The organism is Microcoleus sp. MOSTC5 (genome assembly GCF_036701825.1).
Taxonomy (GTDB): Bacteria; Cyanobacteriota; Cyanobacteriia; order Cyanobacteriales; family Microcoleaceae; genus Microcoleus; species Microcoleus asticus.
The window spans coordinates 109,978-134,171 of record NZ_JAUBRK010000008.1 but is presented as its reverse complement, the minus strand read 5'-3'; the positions used below and the strand labels follow the sequence as shown (position 1 = coordinate 134,171).

Below are 24,194 nucleotides of genomic sequence, written 5' to 3'. Positions count from 1 at the left end.
TGCCCGAAGATTTAGGGCGCAGTCGAGAGAAGTAAGTGACGTAGATTCATAATTTTAAGGTGGCGCTTCCACTCTTTTACACTACTGATAATAGAGTCTGAGTCACGGCTTGGACGAGCCGGTTTGGAAAAAGCTCTTTTCCAAATAGCATATTGTTTGGTTTTAAGGTGGGTGGCAGCGACGGTTTTACTGCTCAAACAAGCCGAAAAGGGCGTCGTAAAAATAAGCAATTTGTTTATCGCCCAACTTTAGTCATCGTTTCCTGACCCCATGAAAGCTGCGTAAAATACTAATAGTGAGCTTTGATTAATCCAAAATTATGCCAAAATTGCGATCGATTGCTTCATCACGATCGTTAAAACCATTTTCTGTTTCTTGCTCTTGAGATGCTAAGATTGCGTTCCAGCCGGCAAAGCCTGGATTGATTCGCTTTGATTGAGGGAATGTTTCAATAAGTTCTTTTGACAGTCGATCGCCATCTCGATCTCCTTTGAAGCCGACTACTATAGTTTCTACTTCCTTAAGAAAGTCGGTTGGCAGCGAAGAAACCGCATCAATGCTTAAGTATAAAGTCGGCCTTTTATTGAAATCTGGATCTAAGGCAATTACAGACAGGAGTTCTACCGGGTTGCTGGCAATAATGGCTCTTTCAATATTGTTTTGAACCGCTATCCAGAAAACTCCCTTTTCAGTGTTGTCGCCTCCTTGATATGAGCCTTCCCCATGACTGTCAATGGAAAATTTTCCATTGGCGTCTAAGGTGCAGGTTCCTCTGTACTCTCCTGCAAGAGTGCGGAGTTGGAATACAGGGCGGTTCAGGCTGTCTGCGTCTATCCATCCCCTGTCGTGTAGGAGGTCGATTAATTCGACTGGCAGACAAGCATTTTCTATTAAATTGCTTCGTACAGACTCCCAGTTAAGTGAGTCGAACCCCGATGTTTCGCGATCGTTGGGCGAGTCGGGTTTGCCTACATCTTCTGACTCAGCGATTAGAGAATCTTTGTCGGTTTCTGAGGAAGTCCCTGTGCTGCTTCCTTCTCGCTCTGGCCTGTCAATGTTAGAGTAGCTTTGCCAGTATATTGGTGAAGAATTGCTCTCGATGCTGCTGTTCCTCATTTCGCCACAGTCATCAGCATCACTATCATTGTTCGCGTCGCTATTTGGTTTAGAGTTTTCTGTTTCCAAAATTTCGTTCAATTCTCGCTCTTGCAATGGGGGAATGGCTTCCACATTTATGTCAGTATTAGCAGAGTAAGTGACTCCTCTGTATTTTTGCAGCCCCTTGAAGGTGTAAGCTTTGCCTAAATGAGTGCCGCTAAAAGCAATATTGCCTAATTTGTAGCTAATCCCTAATTCGCCTCCGGGGGTAGGTTCTATTTTTACACTAATGCCTTGTTCAACGAGTCGGTCAATCAAAAGAGCGAGCGCGGGACTGTCAGTGGTTGCTCTATCTAGTGCTGTTTGCAGTTGTTCCCGCGTGCTGATTTCCCCCGTTCTTGCTAACCGTCGGTGTTCGCCAGTCGTGGGAGAACGGCGTTCTTTATCAAAACTGCGGGAAGCTGGTGTCAAGTCATACTTTTCTTCCAATTCTTGAATCAATTTTTCGCTGCGTAGATAGTTCCAGCTATCTGATACGCAAGTTCCTTGCTCATCCAATTTGATACGGCTGGCTGCAATGTGAATGTGGTCGTGGTCGCGGTCGGTATGGCGGATGATAGCAAACAGATTTTTATCCAGTCCCATTCCTTCTAGGTAATCTAGAGCGATCGCCCGCCATTTGGCATCAGGGATATACTCGCCATCCGGCACGCTTAAGGTCGCATGGTAAACTGGTTTTTCAACTCTAGGGTTGAGTTGTTTGGAGAACAGAAACTCAGCAGCTAATTCCTGGACATTTTCTCCTACCATATTTCCTCCAATCAGTGAAGCTCCTTCTTTGGAGAAGAGGTAATTGAGCAATGGGGTAAAAGTTTTACCGATTTTCTGCTTGCCAATCATTATTTACTAAACTTAAAACTTGTGTAGTAAAAAAGTGATGATTTGTGGATGTTTTTATTAAAAGTTTTCGCTAGGAGCTTCTAAATTTTCCTCAATATCGCTTAAATTCATTAGAAGTGGTACGTTCATTTGCTGTTGCTGTACTTGCTTGAGCAGTGCCAAAGTTTGCTCAATCAGATCCTCAAAGTTGGCTGGCTGTGTAATTTTTCCCCCCATCCATAATGCTTGTTCTGTAGCAAGGGCAATCGGTTTGAGGCGGAGGTTAAGTTCGGCTAATTTTTGGCACAAAGCTGGTTGATGTTGTTGTTTAAAAGTGTGGTATCGGAACAGACTGCTGATGCTCACCTGGAGATTTTTAGCCATTGTCTCAGCAAGTTGAAGTTCTTCTGGCGTTAGGTATACGGCTATTCTTTTGATTCGTTTGGATCTCGACATGGCTAGTTTGCTCGCTATTTGGTGTTGGGTAACGAACTTTATCCTTCGGCTGCGATCGGGTAGCGTGTACGGAGGGCAATCGCGCCTCAGCCACGTGCCGATCGCTTGTTGCCTGGAGGGGCTTTAAGGCATGGCAACTCGATGTCAGTCTTTCCAATGGAAAATTTTCCCTTGCCACTAGGGCTTAGGCTCAGGTTTGGCTGAATTCAACAGGCGTGGGAATTTCCAATGGAAAATTTTCCATTGTCACTGTGGCCGAGAGCCAGATTTGGCTGAACTTAACAGGGGTGGGAATTTCCAATAGACATCTGGGAAAATCAATGATGCGTGCTCTTCCACTTTTGCTTGCATACGCGATCGCCCTTGTCTCTACATCTTTTTTCGAGATGTCTGTCTAATGGAAAATTTTCCATTGAACAGCGACAGGCTGGCAGTAGCGCTCTCCTCATAGGGGTGCTATCCCGTTAGAGAAAGCAGTTTGCACGCACCTCTGACACAGCTTGCTACCAAAAGCTTTGTCCCAGCCTAAGCCGTGAGTCCGATTTTTGTAGATGCTGGGATTCAGACAACTGGCTGAGGGAGGGGAGGTTTTAGGAGGGGTTAATAAGTAGTAAGTGCGTTTTAATCCTTGAATAGCTGTTGTTTTACAGCCTTCTTTTGAGGTGGCACGCTTGGCTTAGCGTAAGGGTTATTTCTGCACGTCCTTTCCGTACAGGGCTGTTTGTTTACCACTCTTGAAACTTCAATTAGGAAGACCTGCGATATGAGCGAAACTACTATCGAAACCATCTGGCCTCAAGCGATCGCGGCCTGCGATTACGGGGGGTCAGCTACCAAAATTCTTTACGCAGGGCCAAAGAATCAAATTCGACTGCTGTGCATGGAACCGGAGGTCGTATCTGTACCGCACGAATCAATTTTGGCTTATGGCAGAGACCAATTGGGGTCAGCCGAGCCTGAGAATACGGCTTGGGTTGCCTTTAGGAACGATTACAGGGCAGTAGGGTATTTGGCGAAAGAGAGGTTTCACGCCAATGCTGGCCTTTCGGAGCTTAAGTACGAGAGGGCGCTGCACAAAACTCTGGCTGGGATGTGGGCCATTAAGGAAAAGCTGAATTTGCCTGCGAAATTTACGGCGGCGATCGCCGTGTTGTTGCCACCGGGGGAATATGAAGACCGGGGGAGGTTCGAGCGGGTGCTGCGGGAAGCTTTAGCAGATTACCAAACTCCTACAGGTCAGATGAGCGTGGAATTGTTGGCGTTTAACTGCAAGCCAGAGGGGGGTGGCATTTACCTGATGCACAACAAGAAAGTCGGCTCTGTTTTGAAAGAACGGGTGTGCGCGATCGCCATGATTGGCTACCGCAATGCTAGCCTGCTGGTGGTGCAACGGGGGGATGTTAGACCGGGAAAAACGAGCGATTTGGGCTTCATCCGCATGGTGGAGAGGGTGGTAGCTAGGACTTCAGGGCAGACTGCGGAGCGATTGACTCCGGCGATCGCAGCAGCGGGATCTGAGTTCAAGGCAGCTCCTTTAATGCGGTTGGCTCGCAGCACGACTAAGCAAGGGCGGGCTGAAGAAGTGCAGCAGATGATAGCAGCCATCAAAGAGGCACGACCTGAATATGCGCGGAGTCTCACCAGTTGGTTGGATGAGAATTTGCCACCGGATTGCGATGAGTTGGTATTCTGCGGTGGGACGGCTGATTATCTCCGCAAGGAGTTAAACGAACATTACGATCGCTTCCCAATTATTTGGAATGCCGAAATTGCTATGCCACCTATTTTGGAAAAGAAAGGGTTTGAAAATCGGCTCAATGATGTCTATGGAATGTTTTCGTATTTCAAGGCAAATTTGAAAAAGCAGTTCAATTCTCAGGTCACAGAATCCGCTGTTTGTGGGTCAAAAGGTTCCGTTTTACAGGAGATAGTTGGTCGTGGCTAAGGAAAAAGAAAGGGTTGATTTTTTGTGGCGCTATCAGCCTTTAAAATCTACTGATGATGGAGTTTTGATGTCCTATATTAAAGGCAATTTATTGCTGCCTTCGAGAGAAATGATTCTCCAATCTCTGCGACCTTACTGGCTGCCGCTAGCATATCTGGAAAAAGAGAATATCGATCCAGTTATTTTAGGGCGGTTATTTAGAAATGCCGTCTATGCTCTGGAAAAGCACGCTCTCTATTTGCGCGAGCGAGGCGGGATTGAATATCCTCCTACTAATATAGGGGGAATGCCTATTTCCCAAATACCATCTTCGCTAGAAGTACCTGCTGGTATTGAGGAGGTAGACCGTTCTCTGCTTTACGGTGTGGAAAGCTTGACGCCTCCTAACCATTCCACTCGTAGCGGATTGACTGCGGATGACTTCTTTGAATTAGAGGGTGGCGAGGATTTCGATGATTCAGGATTCGCATGAATGAGCTTCAATTATTGAGCGGAGTTTGACCGTAATTACCTCTGCAAATACAGGTATGCTAGTCATTGTATGGGATTTGCGAATTTATATATTAGGCAAATCTTCTAGCTGGTTGGGCAGTTATTAGCTATCCCTAAAAAGCAGGAATAACTGTATTTGTGTTAGGAAATAAACCTGAAATAGGAAAGTTCGACATGGCAAGTAGAAGTAGGAACTCGAAATATCAAGTGCAACTAACAGATTCTGTGGTTAAACAGGTAGATGAAGGAGGAGATTCAGGTATGGATACAGCGATAGAAAACTCGAATGGTTTCAAAGAGTGCGGGTTAGAGAAGGTTGAAAAACCGGCTACTAAAATTCATCTGATTGATGGAGAGAAAGGCGGGGTTGGCAAGAGCTTATTTGCTAGGGTTTTGATTCAGTATTTCTTGGACAAGAATTTCCCATTTTTTGCCGTAGATACCGATCGCTCTAATCCTGATGTATCTCGAATCTATGAAAGCGTATGCCGTGAAGCTCTGTTTAGCGAGGACGAGAAGAAGTTTTACGAAGCAGATCGAATTTTTGAATTGGCGTTTGAGAAGAGCGTAATTGTCAATTTACCGGCTCAGGTTTATCCTTTGGTAACTAAGTGGATGGGAAGAAACAATTTAATTGAGTTGGGGAAGCAGTCTCGCATTAGTTTTTGTAAGTGGTTTATTTGCACGGGGGGCTACGATAGCGTGCAGCTCTTTTTGAAGTCAGTTAAGCATTTTGACAATAAGATTGCTCACGTCCTCGTCCGCAATTTGGGATTGGAGGATGATTGGAGTTCTGTGGAAGAGATGGAGGAGGTGCAGAATGCGGTTAAAAAGTATGAGGTCAAGGTGATTGATTTTCCTAAGTTTTATTCGCGGGAAAGGAATGCGATAGATGCTCGGGGGATAACTTTTGATTTGGCAAGGAATAGCCAGGAACTCGGGGTGCTGGGCCGACAGCGGATTAAGTCGTTTATGTTGTCAGCTTATGAAGCGTTTGAAACTACGGGGATGTTGCCGTGAGTTATGGTGCTGTTGATACTAAATCTTTGCTGGATATTGCTTTAGAGGGGCAATCTGAGGAGTACAGGCGCAAAGTTTTGGAGTTGGCTTTTAAGGGGAAAATTGAGCCAACTGACCCGATTTTTCTGATTTTGTTGGCTGCTGGCCGATTGGAAGTGCTGATTCAAGAGAGTCCAAAACCAGAGGATTTTGAGTTAGCGTTCGATCGGTGGGTGGGGCGGATTAACAAGACTTTGGCGAGTTACGAACGGGTGGCGGTTGAGAAGCAAGAGGGGAAAATTGCTGAAGCAGTCAATTCTCTGGTGCGTCAGACGGAATTGACTCGGTGGAGGACATCCGCTCTTGCTTTGATACCGGCTGCGGGTATCCTGTTGGTGGCGTTAGGTGCCGGTGCTGTGATCGGGTGGATGGGTTTACTTTGGTCGCTAGGAGGGTTTGCACCGGGGGAAGCAGTTTCTTTAACTCAGGAGCAGGCGGAGACTTTGCGGTGGGCAACGAGTGCTGAGGGGAAGTTTGCTCGGAATTTGATGAGGTGGAATTCGGATAGTCTTACTAATCTGGAATGTAAAAAGGATGTCAAGCGTCTGGGGGTGACTCTGGAAGTGGCGGGAAGGCCAGCTATTTCGGGATTCTGTACAATTTGGGTAGAATCGCCAGAGTATCGTAAATTTAAGGATTGAACACTAGTGTGACTTTACCCAGAAGTTAGCTAACTTTTCCAAGTCCTACTGATGATTATTTCGTTCATCTTGCTGCTGACGTGTATAGTATTTCTTCCTGTAATTACCATTTTACTGCTATAGCAAGTCTATTTGAGTAATGAATGTAGAACAACCTGAAACGCTTGTGATGATTGAATCGATTGTTTACAAATCAAATGGTTTTGCTATAGTTTGGTATGCTTCAAGTTTTAAAGCTCGTGAAAAAGATCGTTTGAAAATATTCTGGTAGTAATGCACAGTAATGGTTTAATATTAAATCAACATAAATTTTCGAGGTAAAAGTAGGGAATGTCCTAATTGTCCAAGCGATTTTTTTATTAAAAATGGAAAAAATTATTACGGGAAACAGCGATTTAAATGTAAAAATTGTAGTCGTCAGTTTATTGAAAATTCTCAATATAAGCAGATTTCACTCCTATACTAAAGCCTTAATTGAGCGGCTGATTTTATAAAAAATTTCTTGAGCCGGAATTGCTAGAGCTACGGGGGTCTCCATTAGATGGCTTCAGAATTATGTAAATAAAAAGTATGCCGAAATTTCCCAAGAAATTTTGGTAATGAAAAAACCTTCATGTCAGTTGACTTTACAGCTAGATGAAATGTGGTCATTTGTCAAAAACAAGCGAAAAAAGCAATGGCTCTGGATAGCTTTAGATCAAAAGACCCGTGAAATTGTTGGACTTTATATTGGAGACCGCTCAAAAAAATCTGCGGAAGAGCTCTGGCAATCTTTACCTCCTGTCTATAGACAATGTGCTGTTTGTTATACTGATTTTTGGGAATCTTATTCAGAAGTGCTACCTTTTAAAAGACATCGAGCTGTAGGTAAAGAATCGGGAAAAACCAGTCATATTGAAAGACTTAATAATACTTTACGGCAGGGAATTTCTCGTTTAGTTCGTAAAACCTTGCCTTTCTCAAAAAAAGTGCAAAACCATATTGGGGCTATTTTGAACTTTGTACATCACTATAATTCTTGCATAAGAAAACGATATCATTACTCTGCATGACTACCCCATAGTTTACTCATGATTTATCGCTAAGGAGTTTTGCTATCAGCCACCAGTAGTTAGCTGATAGCAAAATGTTTAGAAATCAAGCCTTCGAGATAAAAATCTGTTTCTCTGCTGCAGAAACGAAAAATGCGAGTATAACTATTCCACGTCTACCCAAAAATCAGCCGTGACAATTTGACCATTACGATTGAACTGCCCCCAAAGCTTATATTTTCCTGGTTGGGGGAAACTGGTCATAAAGTGAACCTCTCCTGCTGGAGTATCTTTCAAGGCATGAGCATGAATATAGTCGGCTTTTGTCAACGGTGATGACTGCTTGAGGATAACTAAGTGTCCTCTTTCCCCTAAATAGGGCTGTAAATCCTTCAGCGGTTGGTTGCTACTAGCATCTTGCAAGTTGAAAATTAAGTTAACTCCTTGTCCTGCTTTTATTTGAGGTTGAGAAAACGTGAGGTTAGCCTTAGTATTTCCCAAAGTTTTGGTGGTAGCCATGTCAACTTTTGATCGAGCTAAAGCTTGACCCGGAACTTGCATTTTTAAGACAGAAACTTGTTCTGATTTTTCGGCTGGTTTGTAATCACTGAACAGCGTGTAACCACCTGAGCCGGGAAAATCAGTTTGAACTTCAAAGCGTCCATTTCCTTTATAGGTGGGGTGAATATGATTGAAATATTGGAGATCATCGCTAACGACAATCAGGTGCATTAATTGTTCTTGGAATTTATCAAAATCAGCAATAGACTTTCCCTCTTTGTTTTGGACTTCAATTACCAAAGGTACGGGAGTTTTGGGCGCGATATTGGAGGGAACTGTCAGCTTAGCGATAGCATTCGCAGGTTCGGCATCTGAATGTCCCGAATGACCACCATCATGATGTTGTTCTCCAGCGTCATGGGTTTTGGAATCCTCCATATTATGACCCTCATGAAGATTTTTATTAGCTGCTGATGTCTGGACATTATCCATTACATGACCCTGATGAGAACTTGTATCTGCCACTTGTGAGGCAGAAGAAGTTGATGTTTCGCCAGATTTCGTGCTTGAGGGTGAGAAGCAACCTTGAGCTAAGATGAGAGTTGAAGTAATAGCAATTGCAGTTAAAAATGGCTTCATTGTTTTCTCCAGTTAGTAAACTTGAGGTTGTCGATTTATCAGGGGTTCAGACTTTGCTGTTCTCGTTTGGAGTTTCTAGTTAAGGGCATTCTTGTAAATGAATCCTATAAACTACTGATAAACTCCAGAGTTAAGATGAATATTTAGGATTGGCGGCTAGCAAAAAGCTAACCGCTGGCAGGAAAAAAAACTAAAAGGTTTACACGGATGGATAGCCAGCCGCAGCTATTGCTTCTTTGATTGCTGTTTCGGAGGCTTGAGTTTCTATGCTGACAAGTTTGGTTTTTGGATTGGCTTGAACCGAGGCAGTAGAATCAAGCGTTTGAATAACTTTGGTGATAGCATTCACGCAAGCAGAACAAGCCAGTTTAGGAACAGTTAGTTGCAGTACCATAGCCTTCAATTTCTAATCGATGGTGATTAATGGGTGAACTTTGTTGAGTAAATCAATCGTGAACTTACTCAGCCTAATAACAGCTTAAATTCTCTATTCGACTGGAGAGTCAAGGGGGTAGCGAAAAAATATTGACAAATTTTTTCAGAATAAACCGACATATAAGTAGGTAGGCGGGAAAAATTATATTTAGGTAAGGAAAAATTAAGTGTGGTGATTGGATTTAAATTTAACACGTTGGGTACGGTAGTTTTTTCTTTCTCCTCTATCTAACTTCTACTCCCTGAATTACGGCCTAGGCAAGCTCTAGCTCATTGTCAAATATTTGCCCTGCTAATTCATCTTTTTTAATGTGTTGCAACTCTAATATTTAGGCAGGCAGAAAATATATAAACCCTGATTTTTTCTTGACCATAACTGTTGGACTTGCCTTAATCAGTGTATGGGGCCGTTGTCTTGAGCGATATTATTTTTTGATAAAAAACCAGTGTGTCAACTTCTATAACCTCCGTTGACACACCGATCGAAACAATTAAGTTATAGAAGAATTTACTTTTTTTGAATCAGAGGGCAAATGATGGAATCAACCTTTTCTAGTAAGGTGGGCGCACCTGAAAGTAATCCTTCCAACTCTAGTTTGAGGATAAATAGTTGCTGAATTTGTAGATCGATAGCGAGCAGTTTATCTTGCAACTGGACTTTGATGTGTTCACAAGGCAACTCTCCCCCATCGTGAACCGTCAATAATTCTTGAATCTCGGCTAAACTTAATCCCAAAGTTTGGGCGCGTTTAATAAAGCTTAGCCGATTCAAAATATCAGAATTAAATAATCTATATTTCCCCTCGGTTCTGCCTGATGCCTTGATTAAACCGAGTTCTTCATAGTAGCGAATGGTTTTGATCGGTACGCCGCTTTCCTTCGCAACTAAACCAATGAGTTTTTGCTTTTCTTGGACTAACATACTCATTTCCTCTACTGAATCCAACTCTACGCTTATGATAAACTATCCAGTGGGATGGAGAGTCAAGAGGGGCTAGACATTTTTTTGAATGACAGAGTGGCGATCGCCTGAATGTCCCAACTTTGGGTAGCAGTAGGCGTTTGGACCAACCATTCGAGCGATCGCACTTGGTTGACGGTCAGTTATTTAAGGCCTGAGCAGCCATTTCATCTGGGTCAGAGACGTTAGCGGCTTGCACTTCTATGGTACCGCGAAACATATTCATGCCACAACTAAAAGTGTGGTTTCCTACGTCTTCGGGAGTGAATTCAATGGTTGTTACTTGATTCAAAGACAAATCGGTAGCAATGCCAAAATCGGGAATCAGCACTTTCGCTAAACAGCCACTGGGATTTTCGCGTAAAAAGTTGAGTTGAACGGGTTTACCTGCTTTAACTACCAGATGATTGGGCGTGTAGCCTTTGTTAACCATGATAGTCACTTTCTGGATGCCCTGGTCAACAGTTGGATTGATTTGCATAGCTTCAGCGTCAATTATTGTGTCAGGCTGATGTGTTGACATGGATGAATTGAACTGGGATTCTGTTAGTGTTTGAGGTTCCTCGAACCCCGTTGATTCAAGTTGTTGGTCTTCGGTGGCGATAATTTCGCCTCGAAACATATTCATGCCACAGCTAAAGACATAACTGCCAGCTTTTTTAGGTGTGAATTCAACAGAGGTTACTTGATTCAGATGCAAATCTGCTGCAATATGAAAATCTGGAATTAAGACTTGTTCCAAACAACTGCTAGGATCTTGGCGGTGAAAGTTAAGACGCACGGGTTGTCCAGCTTGCACAACAACGCGGCTGGGTTCATAGCCACCATCAACGGTGACGGTTACTTCTTGAATTCCTCCACTGGCTGTAACTGCTTTCTGAGATTTGGGTTTGCTAAGGAGAAACCACCAAAGTTCTAAACTAATTAATCCGATTCCAGCCATAGTAACTAAAATCTTGTTACTTAAGGGTTGTTCAATGCGATGAAACTGACTTCTTTGCTGTGTTTGAGTTGGGTGTGTTTCATGGGTATTTTGCGCTAGTCCTTCACCAGATAACATTCCTAGTACAACCCCGAGACTAGCAATAGTACCGATAATTGTTGTTTTGCTGCTCATTTGAAAACCTCCTAAAAAATAAACAAGATTATGGGAGTAAGAGCGGGTTTTGAACAAAGGTATTTAGTAAATTTCCTTCGTGATTGACTAAACCCGCGCTATCGTTCGATGTTTCATTCATCAGAGTGCAAAAATAGGCTACGTTAACAGTCCAAAAATTGAACCGGAAATTACCCCAAGCAGAAATCCAAATCCTGCTAATGTTCCTAGAAACGTAAGTTGCTTGTTCATCATTATTCCCTCTTAAGCAAGAATCAAATTAGCCAACATTTTTGGGTCGAAAGTTACGGAGACGCAACGCATTTGTTAATACAGAAACGGAACTAAATGCCATTGCTGCCCCGGCAACAATTGGATTGAGGAGCCATCCAAAAATCGGGAAAAGAATTCCGGCGGCGATCGGAATGCCTGCCACATTGTAGATGAAGGCAAAGAACAGATTTTGTTTGATGTTGCGAATCGTGGCACGAGAAAGTTGAATTGCTGTAACGATGCCTTGCAAATCGCCAGAGATCAGGGTAATGTCACTCGCTGCGATCGCGACATCTGTTCCTGTGCCAATTGCCATGCCTACGTCAGCTTGAGCAAGTGCAGGTGCATCATTGATTCCATCCCCCACCATTGCGACAATTTTTCCCTCTGCCTGAAGATTTTCGATTTGAGCGACTTTTTGATCGGGCCGAACTTCTGCAATAACTCGTTTGATGCCGACTTCCTGCGCTATGACTTCCGCCGTGCGACGGTTATCACCTGTTAGCATTACCACTTCTAATCCCATCTTTTGTAAAGTGCGAATTGCGACAACAGAAGATGGTTTTACGGCATCGGCAATGCCCATAATTCCTTCTACTTTGCCATTTACGGCAATCCAGATAACCGTCTTTCCGAGATATTCCAATCGATCCCAAGGTGGCTGTAAACTACTGGTATCAATTCCCAATTCGTTCATCCAACGATGAGTTCCAATTTGCACCCATTGATTGGATACATACCCTTGCACACCACTGCCTGCGTGAGCCTCGAACTCCCGTGAATCGGTCAACTCCACTCCTTGAGATTGGGCATATTGCACCACCGCTTCTGCCAGAGGATGTTCTGAATTCCGTTCGACGGATGCAGCGAGGCCCAGAAGTTTTAGCTCGTTACCATTGGCGGTACCATTAACCGTTATAAAGTCCGTTACAGTGGGTTTACCTTGCGTAATCGTGCCTGTTTTGTCTAAAACAACAGTTTGCAGTTTGTGCGCCAGTTCTAAACTATCTGCACCTTTAATCAAAATTCCGTTTTCTGCCCCTTTACCTGTACCCACCATGATCGAGGTTGGCGTGGCTAAGCCAAGCGCACAGGGACAAGCAATAATCAGCACGCCCACGGTGGTAATCAATGCCATTGTGACGTTGCCCATGATGTTGTACCAGATGACGAAGGTAGCGATCGCAATGGCAATCACAACAGGGACAAACCATCCCGTAACGCGATCGGCTAATCGCTGAATCGGTGCCTTGGAGCCTTGCGCTTGCTGCACCAGTTTAACGATTTGCGCCAAAAACGTATCTTTACCCACCCGTGTGGCTCGGAATTTGAAGCTTCCAGTCTTGTTAATAGTCGCTCCAATCACTTCATCACCAGGCTGCTTTTTTACGGGTACACTTTCACCCGTCACCATTGCCTCATCAATCGTTGAAGAGCCATCAATAATCTCGCCATCCACGGGAATCTTTTCACCCGGGCGAACTAGAATGACATCTCCCAACACTACCTCAGCGATGGGAATGTCCACCTCTCGTCCATTACGAATTACCCGCGCCGTTTTTGCCTGCAAACCCATAAGAGAACGGATTGCTTCTGAGGTTTGTCCCTTAGCGCGATTTTCCAACAGTCGTCCTAGCAAGAGCAATGCAATAATTACAGATGCCGCTTCAAAGTACACATCTGGTTTAAGACCCTGACTGATAAACCACTGGGGAAAGAAGGTGGGAAATAAAGAATAGAGGTAAGCTGCCCCTGTCCCGATCGCTACTAGCGTATCCATTGTCGCGGTATGACGCTTCAAGGCTTTCCAGGCATTGATGTAGAAAGACCTACCCGCCCAAAACAATACTGGAGTAGTGAGTACAAGTTGTAGCCAGGGATGGTGCAGCCACATGGGAATCAAGGGAATAGGCAATCCCGTCATCGCAGGCAGCGAGCCAATCACGATAACGGCGCTGATAATACCGCTAACCCACACCTTGCGGGTCAAGTCCTGATTTTCACTTTGCCGCGCCTGCCGTTCTGCATCATCTTCTGGGGCAAGTACATCATCTTGCATCGGCAGAGCAGAATATCCAGCCGCATCCACGGCATCCTGAATCGCTGCTACATCAGTTTGGCTGGGATTATATGTAACGCTGGCTTGTTCAGCTCCAAAGTTAACATTGCACGTCTCAACTCCCGGAACTGAGCGGATTGCCCCTTCGATGTTACTTGCACAAGAGGCACAACTCATGCCTCGCAGTTTCATAGTGGCGTTTTCCATACAAAACCTCCTTATTTTCATCCTTAATATGGGTCTGAGAAATCTTTAGTGACAGGTAACGGGATAACCTGCCGCTGTAATTGCCTCTGTAACGGCGGCTTCAGATGCTTGAGTTTGGATATTGACCAGTTTGGTCTTGGTCTTGGGAGCTGCCTGAACATTTGCTGCGGCATTTACTGTGTTGATGGCTTTGGTAATGGTTTCGCCACAAGCTGAACACGCCATGTTAAGCACTTTTAGCTGTAGTCATGGTTGTATTTTTCCTTTCCTTTGAGGGGTTAATCCTATCTTGCAGTATCCAGTCCACTGGAGTGTCAAGGGGGAATGAAAAGAAATTTTTGAGAACCTCTAAAAAGGAGAAATCAACACCCTGGACACCACGCTCCGCTGTCTCTTGAATCCCTAGGGCGTGTTTTCAAAGTCGGTGTATCCTAGATTGGGGCGACGATCGCACGCAGGGAGTCATGCTTCCCTTCAATCAAGGCCAAGTGTGCACCTGTCCCTCCTGCGCCAATACGGTTCAGTTAAGGGCTATGCAGTGCTTAAAACAATAAATACAGGAGGATTGATTATTATTCCAGTACCTCTGTGTTTAACTTGTTTAGAGCGAAATTTTGAGACAGGCTTTTTCACAACTCTTGGGTTGTTTCTATGAACCATTTCAGGTAGAAGTTGGTCAAATATCTCCCAAGTTAACCAATTCAAAAAAATGGAAGTTCCTGTGGTTGTAATCGCTGGAATTTTGGCGCAGAACACGACGAATAACTCGTAATGTTCCAGTAAAAGAAAGACGCAATGGTGAAACACCTGCGCTGCTTGCTGCTTGAATAATTAATGACCTTACAGCTCTTCGGTCGTAGTAGTAAACCATAAATTTCTTGTACCACTTCTTTCGGTCTTTGAGAACGAATATGATTTTTTCGTCCCCATAAATGTAGTTTGAGTTCATCAATAGTATTCTCGACTTCCCAACGTTGATGATATTCACCAGCAAGTGACGGGGATGGAAAATTTTAAGCGTCCAACAAGCTGGTAATTAAACGATATCTAATTTGTGCTTATGGGCGGTCGTAATTCTCAATTGTGTACTCAATTACTCTTACCTATATTGGCTTAAATCCTTTTTTTCTTAGTTTGCCTGATGGATAAATCCAACTCAAATATGAACCATCATCTAATAGTGTTTCGTTTAAGAATTTAACGTTGGATGGAATTCGCACTCTTCTACTCACAACCTTTGCTGACTGTGGCTTCTACCATCGCATAAGAATGTAACCCTCTATCCCACATCAATAGCATTCCCGGCGTTACTGAGCGTAACAACTTTAACGCTCTTACTCTTTCTCCCATTTTATATGGACACATTAAGGCATCAAATATTAAATGTGTTCCTGCCTATACCGCAATCGCAGATTACTAAAAAATAGTCTGCAATAACAGCCAACTATTTAATCCTACTATAATACTAGCCACTAACCAAGCTAAGGCTTTCAGCCAAAATGGATTCACAAACTCTCCCATTAAGTTGCGGTTTGAGGTAAACATTACCAAGGGAATTACTGCAAAGGGTAATTGCAAACTAAGAATCACTTGACTGAAAACCAGTAAATTAGTTGTACTGCCTTCACCAAACAAGATAATTGTGATCAAAGCCGGTACAATTGCAATCAGTCGAGTCAGCAAGCGCCGCAACCAAGGTCGCAGTCGAAAATTTAGAAACCCTTCCATCACAATCTGTCCTGCAAGAGTTGCAGTCAAAGTTGAATTCTGCCCCGAAGCCAATAAAGCAAACGCAAAAATTGCACTGGCAGAACCCACACCCAGCACTGGAGAAAGCAGTTTGTAAGCATCTTGAATTTCTGCTACTTCTTGATAGCCGGAAAAGTGAAAGCTGGCAGCAGACAATATCAGAATTGCGGAATTAATAAACAAAGCTATTGATAGCGCTACGGTAGAATCAACTGTGCCAAATTTAATTGCTTCCCATTTTTTATCAGCAGTTTCTTCCCAAGAGCGAGTTTGCACGATCGACGAATGCAGGTAGAGATTGTGGGGCATCACAGTTGCCCCTAAAATACCAACCGCAATATAAAGCATTGCCTGATTTTGCAAAATCTCTAGGTTGGGAACATAACCGAGTAAAACTCCTCCGGCATCTGGTTTGGCAAAAATCATTTCGGCTATAAAGCAACCGCCAATAATTGCAATAATCGTAATCACCAAAGCTTCGATATAACGAAAGCCTTTTCCTTGTAAAAATAACACCATTATTACATCTAGCGCAGTGATGCACACTCCCCAAACTAAGGGAATGCCAAATAGCAATTGCAGTCCGATCGCACTTCCAACAAGTTCCGCTAAATCGCAAGCCGAAATAGCAATTTCACAAAGTATCCACAGCACAAAACTGACTCGCGGACTGAAATAATCTCGACAAGCTTGTGCCAAATCTCGTCCCGTTGCCACTCCCAAACGCACGCAGAGTGATTGCAGCAAAATTGCCATCAAATTAGATAGCAAAATCACACTTAATAGCGCATAGCCAAACTTTGCTCCCCCCGCTAAGTCAGTCGCCCAGTTTCCCGGGTCCATGTAACCCACTGAAACCAAATATCCAGGCCCTGCGTAGGCCAGCATTTTACGCCAGAAACCTTTACTGTTGGGAACCGGGATGCTGCGGTGGACTTCAGGAAGGCTGGGTCTGTTTTCCGGGGGAGTCATTGGTTTTATTGTTAAATTATTTTCATATTGTTTTCATAATCTCACAAATTCCGTTAAATTTCATCAGTCGTATGGCTCAAAATGCGCCAAAGTTGCAAGAAATATGAAGTTGTGTATTTTTTATCTAACACTCCAGGTAATGTGAATGCAGCAACAGAATGTGTGATATGCTCTGAATATCAAATCGGTTCTGGTGAGGAACAGCCACCAGAGGTAACGGGGAAAGTTCGGTGTAAGTCCGGCACTGTCCCGCAACTGTGAAGGAGACAAGTTCTCCAAGTCAGGATGCCCGCCGACACCCAAATTTACTTTATTCATCTGCGAGGTACATGATGACTACTCAATCTTCTTCTTCTTCGGTTTGGCAACAAACGGCACGGTTGACGCTTTCAACACCCGTGCAAGCGACGCTCTACATCTCCCTATTCGCTTTGACTGTCTGGACTGTTTACTTTACAACCTATCCCGCCGTCCATAACAAGGTACACTCTCTGCGCCACCACACTTTGATGGTTAGTTGTCACTAGACAAGATTGTTTTTATTTGAGATATTGCACTGCGATTCGTTTAATCTGTTGGGGCGGGTAAACCTGCGAGCTTTCTCACAGTGCAGACAGGTTAAATAAACCCGCCCCCCACCCCGCGCGAGATTCCTTAAAAGTCCAGAATTAAAATGTCAAAATTAAAGTTTTCTGCGCTCATCAGTGCTGTCTGCATGATGAGTATCTTTTTCTATGGTTGGGTTGGGTTTTCGCAGTCTCCACAATCAACTGTGCGACTGACTTCTGAACCCCCAATCAGCCAGATTTTACCCTTTGAAGCCGAGGCAACTACACCTTTATCTCCAGTGTCGTTAAAGCTGCAAGCTTTAGATGCGGTGGGGATTCCCTTAGAGAATGCTCGAATTAGTTTGACAATTTTAACTCCGCCTAAAAATCATTGGTTTACCACCGATTTTCCGATCGTGGAGGGAACAAAGTTGCTGGATATAGAGGCTGTTGCAGCTAAAGGTGAGTTACAAATCCAGCAAATGCTGCCCATTAGGGGAAATTATCAATTGTTAGCAAAGGTGACTCCGATCGCAGAAAATGCTTTTACTCCTATTCAGCAAACTTTAACACTATCCGTGCCGGAAAACGGGGTGAAGTATCGCAATTTTGGGATTTTAGCTGTGATTTTGTTGGTTGTTGGGCTAGGTGGCGGCTTGGCGATTGGAGGAAAGCCCAAAATCCAAGCAGGAGAAATAGCGCCTGAAAGAGTGCGATTGCTGTTAAGTGGGGCGATAATAATTGCGATCGCTACCTTGTTATATGTTAATGTCAGTGCTGAAATTGCCCAGTCTGAGATGTCGATGCCAATGTCTCACATGACAGAATCTAAACCGACAGAAAAAACTAGCCCCATTGTGCAATCTCAGGGTTTACAGGTGCGACTTTCTGGAGATGTTAGTGCGACAGTAGGGAAAGCTGCTAATTTACAAGTTCAAGTCACCGATACCAAAACAAATCAGCCAGTCACAGATGTATTGTTCAATGTTAAAGTCACCCAACTCGAAAATGATTGGATTGCTTTTGCCTACAAAGGTGTCCCGGATGCAGCCGGAAAACTGATATGGCAAGAGCAGTTTTTTGATGGCGCACCTCACAAAGTAGAGGTAGAAGTTTCTCCCCAACCCAACGGGGCCCGTCAGTTTTCACCATTCCAGGTTTTACAAAGTATTGAAGTTGAGGGAGTCGCGCCTCCTCTTTCAGTGCGGTTGACTGTTTTAGCTTACTTTACAGGCATTGTAATCGCGGGGATGGCGATCGGATTTGGATTGCAGCGCCGTTTGCTTGGGCTGCGGCTGAGAGTAGGGCGCATTTAACCGGATTTCGGATAATTTAATTTAAGTGCGATCGACTATGATTAAGTCGATCGCCAGAAATCACTCTTGTCAACGTTCCTGATTTGAGAGCTCTTTAAATTCGCGAGAGCCCTGATAACCTGATAAATCAGCTAACTCCTGCAAAGATTTTTCCCCTTGGTAAAACTTACCATTAATTTCCCAAGTAGGAGTCCCCTCAATCTTCGCAGCTTCGCAAAGATCGCGCCGAGCATTTTTCCCTTGAGGATTGCACTCGATATAATTGATAATGCGAGCCGCTTCTTTGCCAAAACTTTCCTTCTGCGCTTGACAGTGCTCGCAGGTAAAAGAGCCGTACATTTTAGCTCCCACTCTTTTTAAATGTTGCGCTAAAGCAATTTCTGAAGTACCAGAAGATGTTGTAGTCTTCATGCTAGTCTCCCTAGCTGTACCGAGATTATTGACATCGGCATAAAGAGCCAGAGAAGAAATCAACACTAACATAGACACCAGAATTCCTATAAAAAATAGTTGCCCGATATCATCCCATTCGCGACCGATTAATGCTAAGACAAACAAGCTAGTTGCAAATAAAGCAGAGGCAATACAGTAAATACAAGCTGCTTTGATATCAACAGCCAGTACATACATTAGATAGCCACTGAAAATCGTCATAGCTGTGCTACCAGCAAACAGAAATAGTCCTGTCCAAGACTCTAACTTAGAGCGGAGACTTTTCTGTTCTGCGGGATTAACAAGTAGGGGAGCTACGGCAAAAACTATCATGCTCAAATAGCCCAAAAAACCGAACAAAGAAAGAGGCAAACCAAAGACATAGGCATAGGGACTCGAAAGCACGATATCGCAGCCTTCGATCGGACAAACTGCCGTTCCGTTGGATAACTTGACCACTGTTAGATAAGCAGTGATCGCAGCCCCTATCGAGGCAATTCCTGCCGTGAGCGGACGAGAATAGCGGTGAATCCAAGGCATGGAACGTTGACGACGCATAATATTTTTTCCTGTGCTGGATATTTCCCAAGACTAAATTGTATTACCAACCATTTTACACTTTGATGAAATAAGCCACAATTCCTAGAAGGATTAATACTGCTCCGGTTAATCCTTGTTCGTGATCCTCGAAAAAATGCAGCTTTTCTTCTAAAGCATTAACTCCTTTCATTCCCAAGTCTACTAGCAAAACCATTCCCAAAACGGTCACCACTAAGTAGACGACAGAAACTACAAGTATGCCGCTCCAACCAATCGTTCCTGCTGAAAAAAAGTAGGCTTCTATTTCGATGCAAGGCGAGAAAAACATTCCTGTTCCTAAAACAGCTAGGATTTGAAATTGCGATCGCTTGGTAGTTAAATTAGCTGTTTCTGCGTGATGGTGGTGGTGTCTGCGAGAACTATCTAACTCTGCCAAAAGATAGAAAATTCCTAAAACCAATAAAACTAAAGGCGCAATTATTTTAGCTGTCTCTACATAGGTAGCAGCCAACTTGAAACCAAATAAGCCGATGACAATTCCAATTAGGATAATGCTGAGGGTATGAGCAATTCCTGTAATTAATGTTGCCCGCAAAGTTTCGCGACGAGACCAATTTTCAGTTTTACCAATGGCAATTAAAGGCATCCAGTGGCTGGGAATTAATGCGTGAATAATACTAAGAGCTAGACTTCCCAAGAGAATTTTGATGAGACTTTCCATTTGCTTTCCTCTACAAATTGCTACAAGGAGGGAGGAATTGCCCGCCCTCCTGGAGTTGTCAGCCGACTACTTTAAAACTCTAGTCGCATTGAAAATAGCTGCTAAAGCCACCCCAACATCAGCAAAAACTGCCTCCCACATAGTAGCTAACCCAAAAGCACCCAAAGCAATAAATATGCCTTTGACTAACATGGCAAAAATGATATTTTGCCAGACAATATTGTGAGTTTTTCTGGCAATTTGGATGGCTTCAGCCACTTTTGACGGTGCATCTGACATAATTACAACATCGGCAGTTTCGATCGCCGCATCAGAACCCAAACCCCCCATCGCTATGCCCACATCAGCTCTAGCAAGCACGGGTGCATCATTAATTCCGTCCCCCACAAAGACAATTTTATCGCCTTTTTTAGATTGAGAGATCAGTTTTTCGATCGCCTCTACTTTTCCTTCCGGCAATAACTCGGCTAAGTAGGAATCTAAACCGAGCTTTCTCGCAACACTATCGGCTACAGCTTGATTATCTCCTGTGAGCATCACGATTCGCTCAACACCCTGTTTCTTGAGGTCGCGGATAGCCTGTACTGCGTCTTCCTTAAGCTCGTCAGCAATCAAAATATACCCAGCGTAGCGGTTGTCTACCGCTAAATGCACTACTGTACCTTCAGCATTGCAGACATCGTGAGCAATGTTTTCTCGGTGTAGCAAATGGTCATTTCCCGCCAGCACAATTTGATTATTTACTTTGGCTCGAAGACCGTGTCCCGCTATTTCTTCGTAATCTTTCACCTCCGATGAATCTATCTTTCCGCCGTAAGCTTCCATAATAGATTTCGCGACAGGGTGATTTGACTGAGATTCTACTTTAGCAGCTATTTCCATTAACTCTGTCTGGGAAAAACCATTCGTAGGCACAATTTGTGCTACTTTAAAAACTCCTTTTGTCAGAGTTCCTGTTTTGTCCAAAACAACTGTCTTGACTGCTGTCAGGGTATCTAGAAAAGTCGAGCCTTTAACCAAAATACCGCCCTTGGCTGCACCGCCAATTCCCCCAAAGTATCCCAGAGGAATGCTAATCACCAATCCGCAAGGGCAGGAAATAACTAACAAGACTAGGGCGCGGTAAACCCACAAAAATCTGTCTGCATTAGTTGCTCCTGAAATGAACAAAGGCGGAATTAAAGCTACTGCTAGCGATGCAAATACTACAAACGGCGTATAATAACTGGCAAATTTGGTGATGAATTTCTCAGTTTCAGCTTTTTTGCTTCTGGCATTTTCTACTAATTCCAGAATTCGGGAGATTGAAGATTCACCGAAGATTTTGGTCACTTTGACGGTGAGAACTCCTGTCTGGTTAATTGTTCCTGCTAAAACTGTTTCTCCAACTTTCACGGTTCGAGGTACTGATTCTCCAGTTAGTGCAGATGTGTCAATCTGAGAGTTGCCGTCTATAATTTCACCGTCTAAGGGGATTTTTTCTCCCGGTTTGACAAGGATGATATCGCCGACGGCTACGGTTTCTGGCGAAACTTTTTTGATGTCGCCATTTGCCTTGAGGTTGGCGCTGTCTGGGCGAATTTCTAAAAGCGATCGGATCGATTGACGCGATCGCCCGATCGCAAATTCTTGAAAAAGTTCTCCGATTTTGAAAAACAACATCACCCCGACTGCTTCAGGGAGTTTGTGAATAGCGACAGCGCCGAGTGTTGCTATAGTCATTAAGAAATTTTCATCAAAAAATCGACCTCGCAGAATATTGCGACCCGCAATGGTTAAAACATTCCATCCGCTTAAAAGATAGGCTGGGATGAAAACCAGATATTCACCTATAGAATAGGGCGTGTTGTGCAGTTTTTCTTCAAAAATTAAACCGCCGACAAATAGTACAACAACCAATATCACAGGAATCAATTCTTGCTTGAGGTTAAAATCTCCGTTCCCGTGGTCGTGGTCGTGGTCGTGGCCGTGGTCGTCGTGGTTATGATTCTCATGGCTGTGTTCGTGGTGGTCGTCGTGACTACAGCAGCCGGAATCCGATGCTTTTGGCTTGTTCATGATGTCTCCTAGGTTGAAAAGTACAATTAACTTATGAACAGACATTCATACTATATCTCCAAAGCTGACAATTTGGGAAATTATTGAGTTAAAAGTTGGGCTGCTAGTTAGTTCGAGTTTGCGGTCACAAGTTGCGATCGAGAGTAAGAATTATTATCGTTTTGTTTAGGTTAAGTAAAAATTATTGACTCAAAGAGAGGAAATGATTCTAATTATCAAGGCTTGCATCAAATCCGGTTAATAAACGTGATATTTGTAGGGACAAGAATCAGCCCCAGATGTTTTATTTAGGCTTCTTATATGTAGATGAGTTGGGAATGGATAACCGAGACCAATATGATTATGCTTGGAATGAACGAGGCAACGTTTCCATGGACTTACCCCTCTTCTGTCACTCTAGGCAGAAGAAAATAATAATTTACTCTCATTTATTAAGTAAGAGAAGGGATTTGGGTAAAAATTCATTAACGCTCTTAATCGAGCCAAGCCTGTAGATAATTGTGGAATCGGAAAAACTTTTAGCCACTGTTTTATCAAGTTAAAGCTAATTAAAGGTTGCAGTATTAATCTCAAATTATTTAGATGGCTCTGCCAACCGTTTTTTTCATCCCAATTTTGATGTTGCTCAAAGCGATGGAGAAATGAGAAGTTTTTTGCGGATGAAGAGCTGGGTGATGAAGTCGGGGAGTTAACGGCTGTTTTAGACCTAGTATAGAGGCCGATCATCAGGTAAGCACTACAAACGATTTCCCACCATTTTTCAATCTGTGAATATTGCGTAACTCGGAAATCTGCCCATCCTAATTCACTCTTACTTTGTCGAAAACCATATTCAATCCAAGTCCTATTTCCATATAAATTGCCAACGTCTTTAGCTAAGACTCCCGGAATTTCTGTCATCACATACCAGGTTGAATTGTCGGGAATGGTCTCTATATCCGTTGTTATTTCCCAGTAACGCAATGCTCTCTTTTCCCCATAAATAATCTCTCTAATATAGCGGACTTCTCGGCTACCATCGGAAAATATCCGCTCAAAATTACGCCATTTATTAGCTCTAACCCTCTGCTCTGGGGGCAACCGTACACTGTGATTACTGCGAATCGCTACAGCAAATTGAAGGTTTAATCCTTGTAAACAGCGAATGAATGTACTCGTACTTTCTCCATATAAGCTATCAGCCAGAACACAGTCTATTTCAAACCCCATTGCTTTTATTTCTCTAATCATCTGGCTGGCTATCTGGGGTTTGCTTCGGTAACTATCATTGAGTTTAAGTCGTTCTTTAGGTTGATAAACTTCAAACATTAATGGGAAAGTTAACCCATCTACTAGACCATAGCTGACCACAGCCACTATGCCATTGTCAATTTTTCCCAGTCGCCCTAAATATTGTCTCGCTACATAATCTGTGGCTTTTCCTTTTTTGGGATCTCCAGTTTCGTCAATAATAATAACTATTTTTCGACCTTTGAGAATTTTTAAGATTAATTCTAGCCTTTGCCTTCTCAAGGCTTGAGCCTCCCAGGGTGATTGGGTAAGAAAGTGATGCAACCCTTGAGCATTTTCTAGCCCCATTATCTCTGCAATGGCTGGTAGCGTCTTACGTTTAAGATCAGAAACTATACCAGCATGAAGGTGGCTAAAAGCTTCAAAGCTTCTGACTTCTGAAAACAGATTTCTGTAATAGCTACAATACTCATCAATCAATTTTAAGGTTGAATCAGCTTGGCGAGGCTTAACCATAGACCCAGCTAACGTTTGAGAGATTTTGTTCTATTATACTCTTCCTAGAGTGACAGAAGAGGGGTAAATCAGGACGACGCGAAGGTCGGATCAATACGATAGCGAATGCTCTATGTAACCAAAAATTGATCGCCCCTTTTACAGTCGTTGGAGGTTGTAATCGAACAGTTTTTGAAATTTGGCTAAAAACAAGTTTGGTCCCAACACTGGTTAGAGGACAGATGGTGGTGATGGAGAATGCCACGTTTCATAAAGGTGGTCGGCCACTCGGAGTTGATTCAAAGTCCAGGGTGTAGACTGTTGTATTCACCGCCTTACTCCCCAGATTTCAACTTGCATT

General features: G+C 43.5%; 20 protein-coding genes, 3 pseudogenes and 1 riboswitch. Of the genes and pseudogenes, 9 read left to right on the top strand and 14 right to left on the bottom strand.

The features are described from left to right. Window positions 1–306 precede the first annotated feature (306 nt). A complete protein-coding gene (locus tag QUA54_RS06045) occupies window positions 307–1,998 on the bottom strand; it encodes a relaxase/mobilization nuclease domain-containing protein (protein ID WP_333413817.1) in 1,692 nt (563 codons plus the stop codon). 57 nt (window positions 1,999–2,055) lie between these two features. After that, window positions 2,056–2,433, bottom strand: a complete 378-nt coding sequence (locus tag QUA54_RS06040; RefSeq protein WP_333413816.1) for a hypothetical protein — start codon at window positions 2,431–2,433, stop codon at window positions 2,056–2,058. A 763-nt stretch (window positions 2,434–3,196) separates the two neighbouring features. Here QUA54_RS06040 and QUA54_RS06035 point away from each other — a divergent pair. The 6 genes and pseudogenes from QUA54_RS06035 to QUA54_RS06010 all read left to right on the top strand — a co-directional run bounded on the left by QUA54_RS06035 (window position 3,197) and on the right by QUA54_RS06010 (window position 7,622). Beyond that, window positions 3,197–4,378: a ParM/StbA family protein gene (locus tag QUA54_RS06035; protein ID WP_333413815.1), complete on the top strand. Its 1,182-nt coding sequence runs from the start codon at window positions 3,197–3,199 to the stop codon at window positions 4,376–4,378. After that, window positions 4,371–4,850: a hypothetical protein gene (locus QUA54_RS06030; protein ID WP_333413814.1), complete on the top strand. Its 480-nt coding sequence runs from the start codon at window positions 4,371–4,373 to the stop codon at window positions 4,848–4,850. Before QUA54_RS06035 ends, QUA54_RS06030 begins: the two co-directional genes overlap by 8 nt. A gap of 194 nt (window positions 4,851–5,044) precedes the next feature. Further along, on the top strand, window positions 5,045–5,890 hold the full coding sequence (locus tag QUA54_RS06025; protein WP_333413813.1) for a mobilization protein: 846 nt from the start codon (window positions 5,045–5,047) through the stop codon (window positions 5,888–5,890). Next, window positions 5,887–6,570, top strand: a complete 684-nt coding sequence (locus QUA54_RS06020; protein WP_333413812.1) for a DUF6753 family protein — start codon at window positions 5,887–5,889, stop codon at window positions 6,568–6,570. The genes QUA54_RS06025 and QUA54_RS06020 overlap by 4 nt, the downstream gene beginning before the upstream one ends. 139 nt (window positions 6,571–6,709) lie before the next feature. Further along, window positions 6,710–6,841, top strand: a complete 132-nt coding sequence (locus QUA54_RS06015) for a hypothetical protein (protein ID WP_333413811.1) — start codon at window positions 6,710–6,712, stop codon at window positions 6,839–6,841. A gap of 33 nt (window positions 6,842–6,874) precedes the next feature. Continuing rightward, window positions 6,875–7,622 (top strand): annotated as a pseudogene (locus QUA54_RS06010) (IS1 family transposase). 144 nt (window positions 7,623–7,766) lie between these two features. Here the strand turns inward: QUA54_RS06010 and QUA54_RS06005 are convergent. From QUA54_RS06005 to QUA54_RS05970, 8 genes and pseudogenes are all read right to left on the bottom strand, one after another. Beyond that, window positions 7,767–8,741 (bottom strand): hypothetical protein, encoded by a 975-nt coding sequence (locus QUA54_RS06005; protein ID WP_333413810.1) that lies wholly within the window; start codon window positions 8,739–8,741, stop codon window positions 7,767–7,769. A 199-nt stretch (window positions 8,742–8,940) separates the two neighbouring features. After that, entirely contained in the window at window positions 8,941–9,135 is a 195-nt protein-coding gene (locus tag QUA54_RS06000; protein ID WP_015211780.1) for a heavy-metal-associated domain-containing protein, read from the bottom strand. Window positions 9,136–9,684: 549 nt separating this feature from the next. After that, on the bottom strand, window positions 9,685–10,098 hold the full coding sequence (locus tag QUA54_RS05995) for a heavy metal-responsive transcriptional regulator (protein ID WP_333413809.1): 414 nt from the start codon (window positions 10,096–10,098) through the stop codon (window positions 9,685–9,687). Window positions 10,099–10,276: 178 nt separating this feature from the next. Beyond that, window positions 10,277–11,254 (bottom strand): cupredoxin domain-containing protein, encoded by a 978-nt coding sequence (locus tag QUA54_RS05990; protein WP_333413808.1) that lies wholly within the window; start codon window positions 11,252–11,254, stop codon window positions 10,277–10,279. 259 nt (window positions 11,255–11,513) lie between these two features. Next, window positions 11,514–13,772 carry a heavy metal translocating P-type ATPase gene (locus QUA54_RS05985; RefSeq protein ID WP_333413807.1) on the bottom strand — a complete coding sequence of 753 codons (2,259 nt, stop codon included), beginning with the start codon at window positions 13,770–13,772 and terminating at the stop codon, window positions 11,514–11,516. Window positions 13,773–13,817: 45 nt separating this feature from the next. After that, a complete protein-coding gene (locus tag QUA54_RS05980; RefSeq protein ID WP_333313396.1) occupies window positions 13,818–14,006 on the bottom strand; it encodes a cation transporter in 189 nt (62 codons plus the stop codon). 467 nt (window positions 14,007–14,473) lie between these two features. Next, window positions 14,474–15,167, bottom strand: a pseudogene (locus QUA54_RS05975) (transposase); the annotation flags it as partial. A gap of 21 nt (window positions 15,168–15,188) precedes the next feature. Then, entirely contained in the window at window positions 15,189–16,493 is a 1,305-nt protein-coding gene (locus QUA54_RS05970; protein WP_333413806.1) for an Nramp family divalent metal transporter, read from the bottom strand. Window positions 16,494–16,661: 168 nt separating this feature from the next. Beyond that, window positions 16,662–16,804, top strand: a riboswitch (cobalamin riboswitch). 18 nt (window positions 16,805–16,822) lie between these two features. Here QUA54_RS05970 and QUA54_RS05965 point away from each other — a divergent pair. Next, the gene (locus QUA54_RS05965; protein WP_333413805.1) at window positions 16,823–17,020 is read left to right on the top strand and encodes a CbtB-domain containing protein; all 198 of its coding nucleotides are present in this window, start codon (window positions 16,823–16,825) and stop codon (window positions 17,018–17,020) included. A 146-nt stretch (window positions 17,021–17,166) separates the two neighbouring features. Next, the gene (locus tag QUA54_RS05960; RefSeq protein ID WP_333413804.1) at window positions 17,167–18,357 is read left to right on the top strand and encodes a hypothetical protein; all 1,191 of its coding nucleotides are present in this window, start codon (window positions 17,167–17,169) and stop codon (window positions 18,355–18,357) included. A 69-nt stretch (window positions 18,358–18,426) separates the two neighbouring features. On the opposite strand, the gene QUA54_RS05955 is transcribed toward QUA54_RS05960, so the two are convergent. The 4 genes from QUA54_RS05955 to QUA54_RS05940 form a co-directional block, all read right to left on the bottom strand. Continuing rightward, complete coding sequence (locus QUA54_RS05955) at window positions 18,427–19,347, bottom strand: vitamin K epoxide reductase family protein (protein WP_333413803.1); 921 nt, start codon at window positions 19,345–19,347, stop codon at window positions 18,427–18,429. A 55-nt stretch (window positions 19,348–19,402) separates the two neighbouring features. Next, the gene (locus QUA54_RS05950) at window positions 19,403–20,050 is read right to left on the bottom strand and encodes a hypothetical protein (protein ID WP_333413802.1); all 648 of its coding nucleotides are present in this window, start codon (window positions 20,048–20,050) and stop codon (window positions 19,403–19,405) included. A gap of 66 nt (window positions 20,051–20,116) precedes the next feature. Then, window positions 20,117–22,108, bottom strand: a complete 1,992-nt coding sequence (locus QUA54_RS05945) for a heavy metal translocating P-type ATPase (protein ID WP_333413801.1) — start codon at window positions 22,106–22,108, stop codon at window positions 20,117–20,119. Between the two features lie 396 nt (window positions 22,109–22,504). Next, window positions 22,505–23,854, bottom strand: coding sequence for an IS701 family transposase (locus QUA54_RS05940; RefSeq protein ID WP_333413800.1), 1,350 nt, complete (start codon window positions 23,852–23,854; stop codon window positions 22,505–22,507). A gap of 71 nt (window positions 23,855–23,925) precedes the next feature. Between QUA54_RS05940 and QUA54_RS34395 the strand changes: the two are divergent. Then, window positions 23,926–24,150, top strand: a pseudogene (locus tag QUA54_RS34395) (hypothetical protein); the annotation flags it as partial. Between the last annotated feature and the right edge of the window lie 44 nt (window positions 24,151–24,194).

Bases quoted from the DNA above. Each gene is read 5' to 3' on its own strand.
- QUA54_RS06045 (WP_333413817.1), bottom strand. From the start codon at position 1,998: ATGATTGGCAAGCAGAAAATCGGTAAAACTTTTACCCCATTGCTCAAT.
- QUA54_RS06040 (WP_333413816.1), bottom strand. From the start codon at position 2,433: ATGTCGAGATCCAAACGAATCAAAAGAATAGCCGTATACCTAACGCCA.
- QUA54_RS06035 (WP_333413815.1), top strand. From the start codon at position 3,197: ATGAGCGAAACTACTATCGAAACCATCTGGCCTCAAGCGATCGCGGCC.
- QUA54_RS06025 (WP_333413813.1), top strand. From the start codon at position 5,045: ATGGCAAGTAGAAGTAGGAACTCGAAATATCAAGTGCAACTAACAGAT.
- QUA54_RS06015 (WP_333413811.1), top strand. From the start codon at position 6,710: ATGAATGTAGAACAACCTGAAACGCTTGTGATGATTGAATCGATTGTT.
- QUA54_RS06005 (WP_333413810.1), bottom strand. From the start codon at position 8,741: ATGAAGCCATTTTTAACTGCAATTGCTATTACTTCAACTCTCATCTTA.
- QUA54_RS06000 (WP_015211780.1), bottom strand. From the start codon at position 9,135: ATGGTACTGCAACTAACTGTTCCTAAACTGGCTTGTTCTGCTTGCGTG.
- QUA54_RS05995 (WP_333413809.1), bottom strand. From the start codon at position 10,098: ATGTTAGTCCAAGAAAAGCAAAAACTCATTGGTTTAGTTGCGAAGGAA.
- QUA54_RS05990 (WP_333413808.1), bottom strand. From the start codon at position 11,254: ATGAGCAGCAAAACAACAATTATCGGTACTATTGCTAGTCTCGGGGTT.
- QUA54_RS05985 (WP_333413807.1), bottom strand. From the start codon at position 13,772: ATGGAAAACGCCACTATGAAACTGCGAGGCATGAGTTGTGCCTCTTGT.
- QUA54_RS05970 (WP_333413806.1), bottom strand. From the start codon at position 16,493: ATGACTCCCCCGGAAAACAGACCCAGCCTTCCTGAAGTCCACCGCAGC.
- QUA54_RS05965 (WP_333413805.1), top strand. From the start codon at position 16,823: ATGATGACTACTCAATCTTCTTCTTCTTCGGTTTGGCAACAAACGGCA.
- QUA54_RS05960 (WP_333413804.1), top strand. From the start codon at position 17,167: ATGTCAAAATTAAAGTTTTCTGCGCTCATCAGTGCTGTCTGCATGATG.
- QUA54_RS05955 (WP_333413803.1), bottom strand. From the start codon at position 19,347: ATGCGTCGTCAACGTTCCATGCCTTGGATTCACCGCTATTCTCGTCCG.
- QUA54_RS05950 (WP_333413802.1), bottom strand. From the start codon at position 20,050: ATGGAAAGTCTCATCAAAATTCTCTTGGGAAGTCTAGCTCTTAGTATT.
- QUA54_RS05945 (WP_333413801.1), bottom strand. From the start codon at position 22,108: ATGAACAAGCCAAAAGCATCGGATTCCGGCTGCTGTAGTCACGACGAC.
- QUA54_RS05940 (WP_333413800.1), bottom strand. From the start codon at position 23,854: ATGGTTAAGCCTCGCCAAGCTGATTCAACCTTAAAATTGATTGATGAG.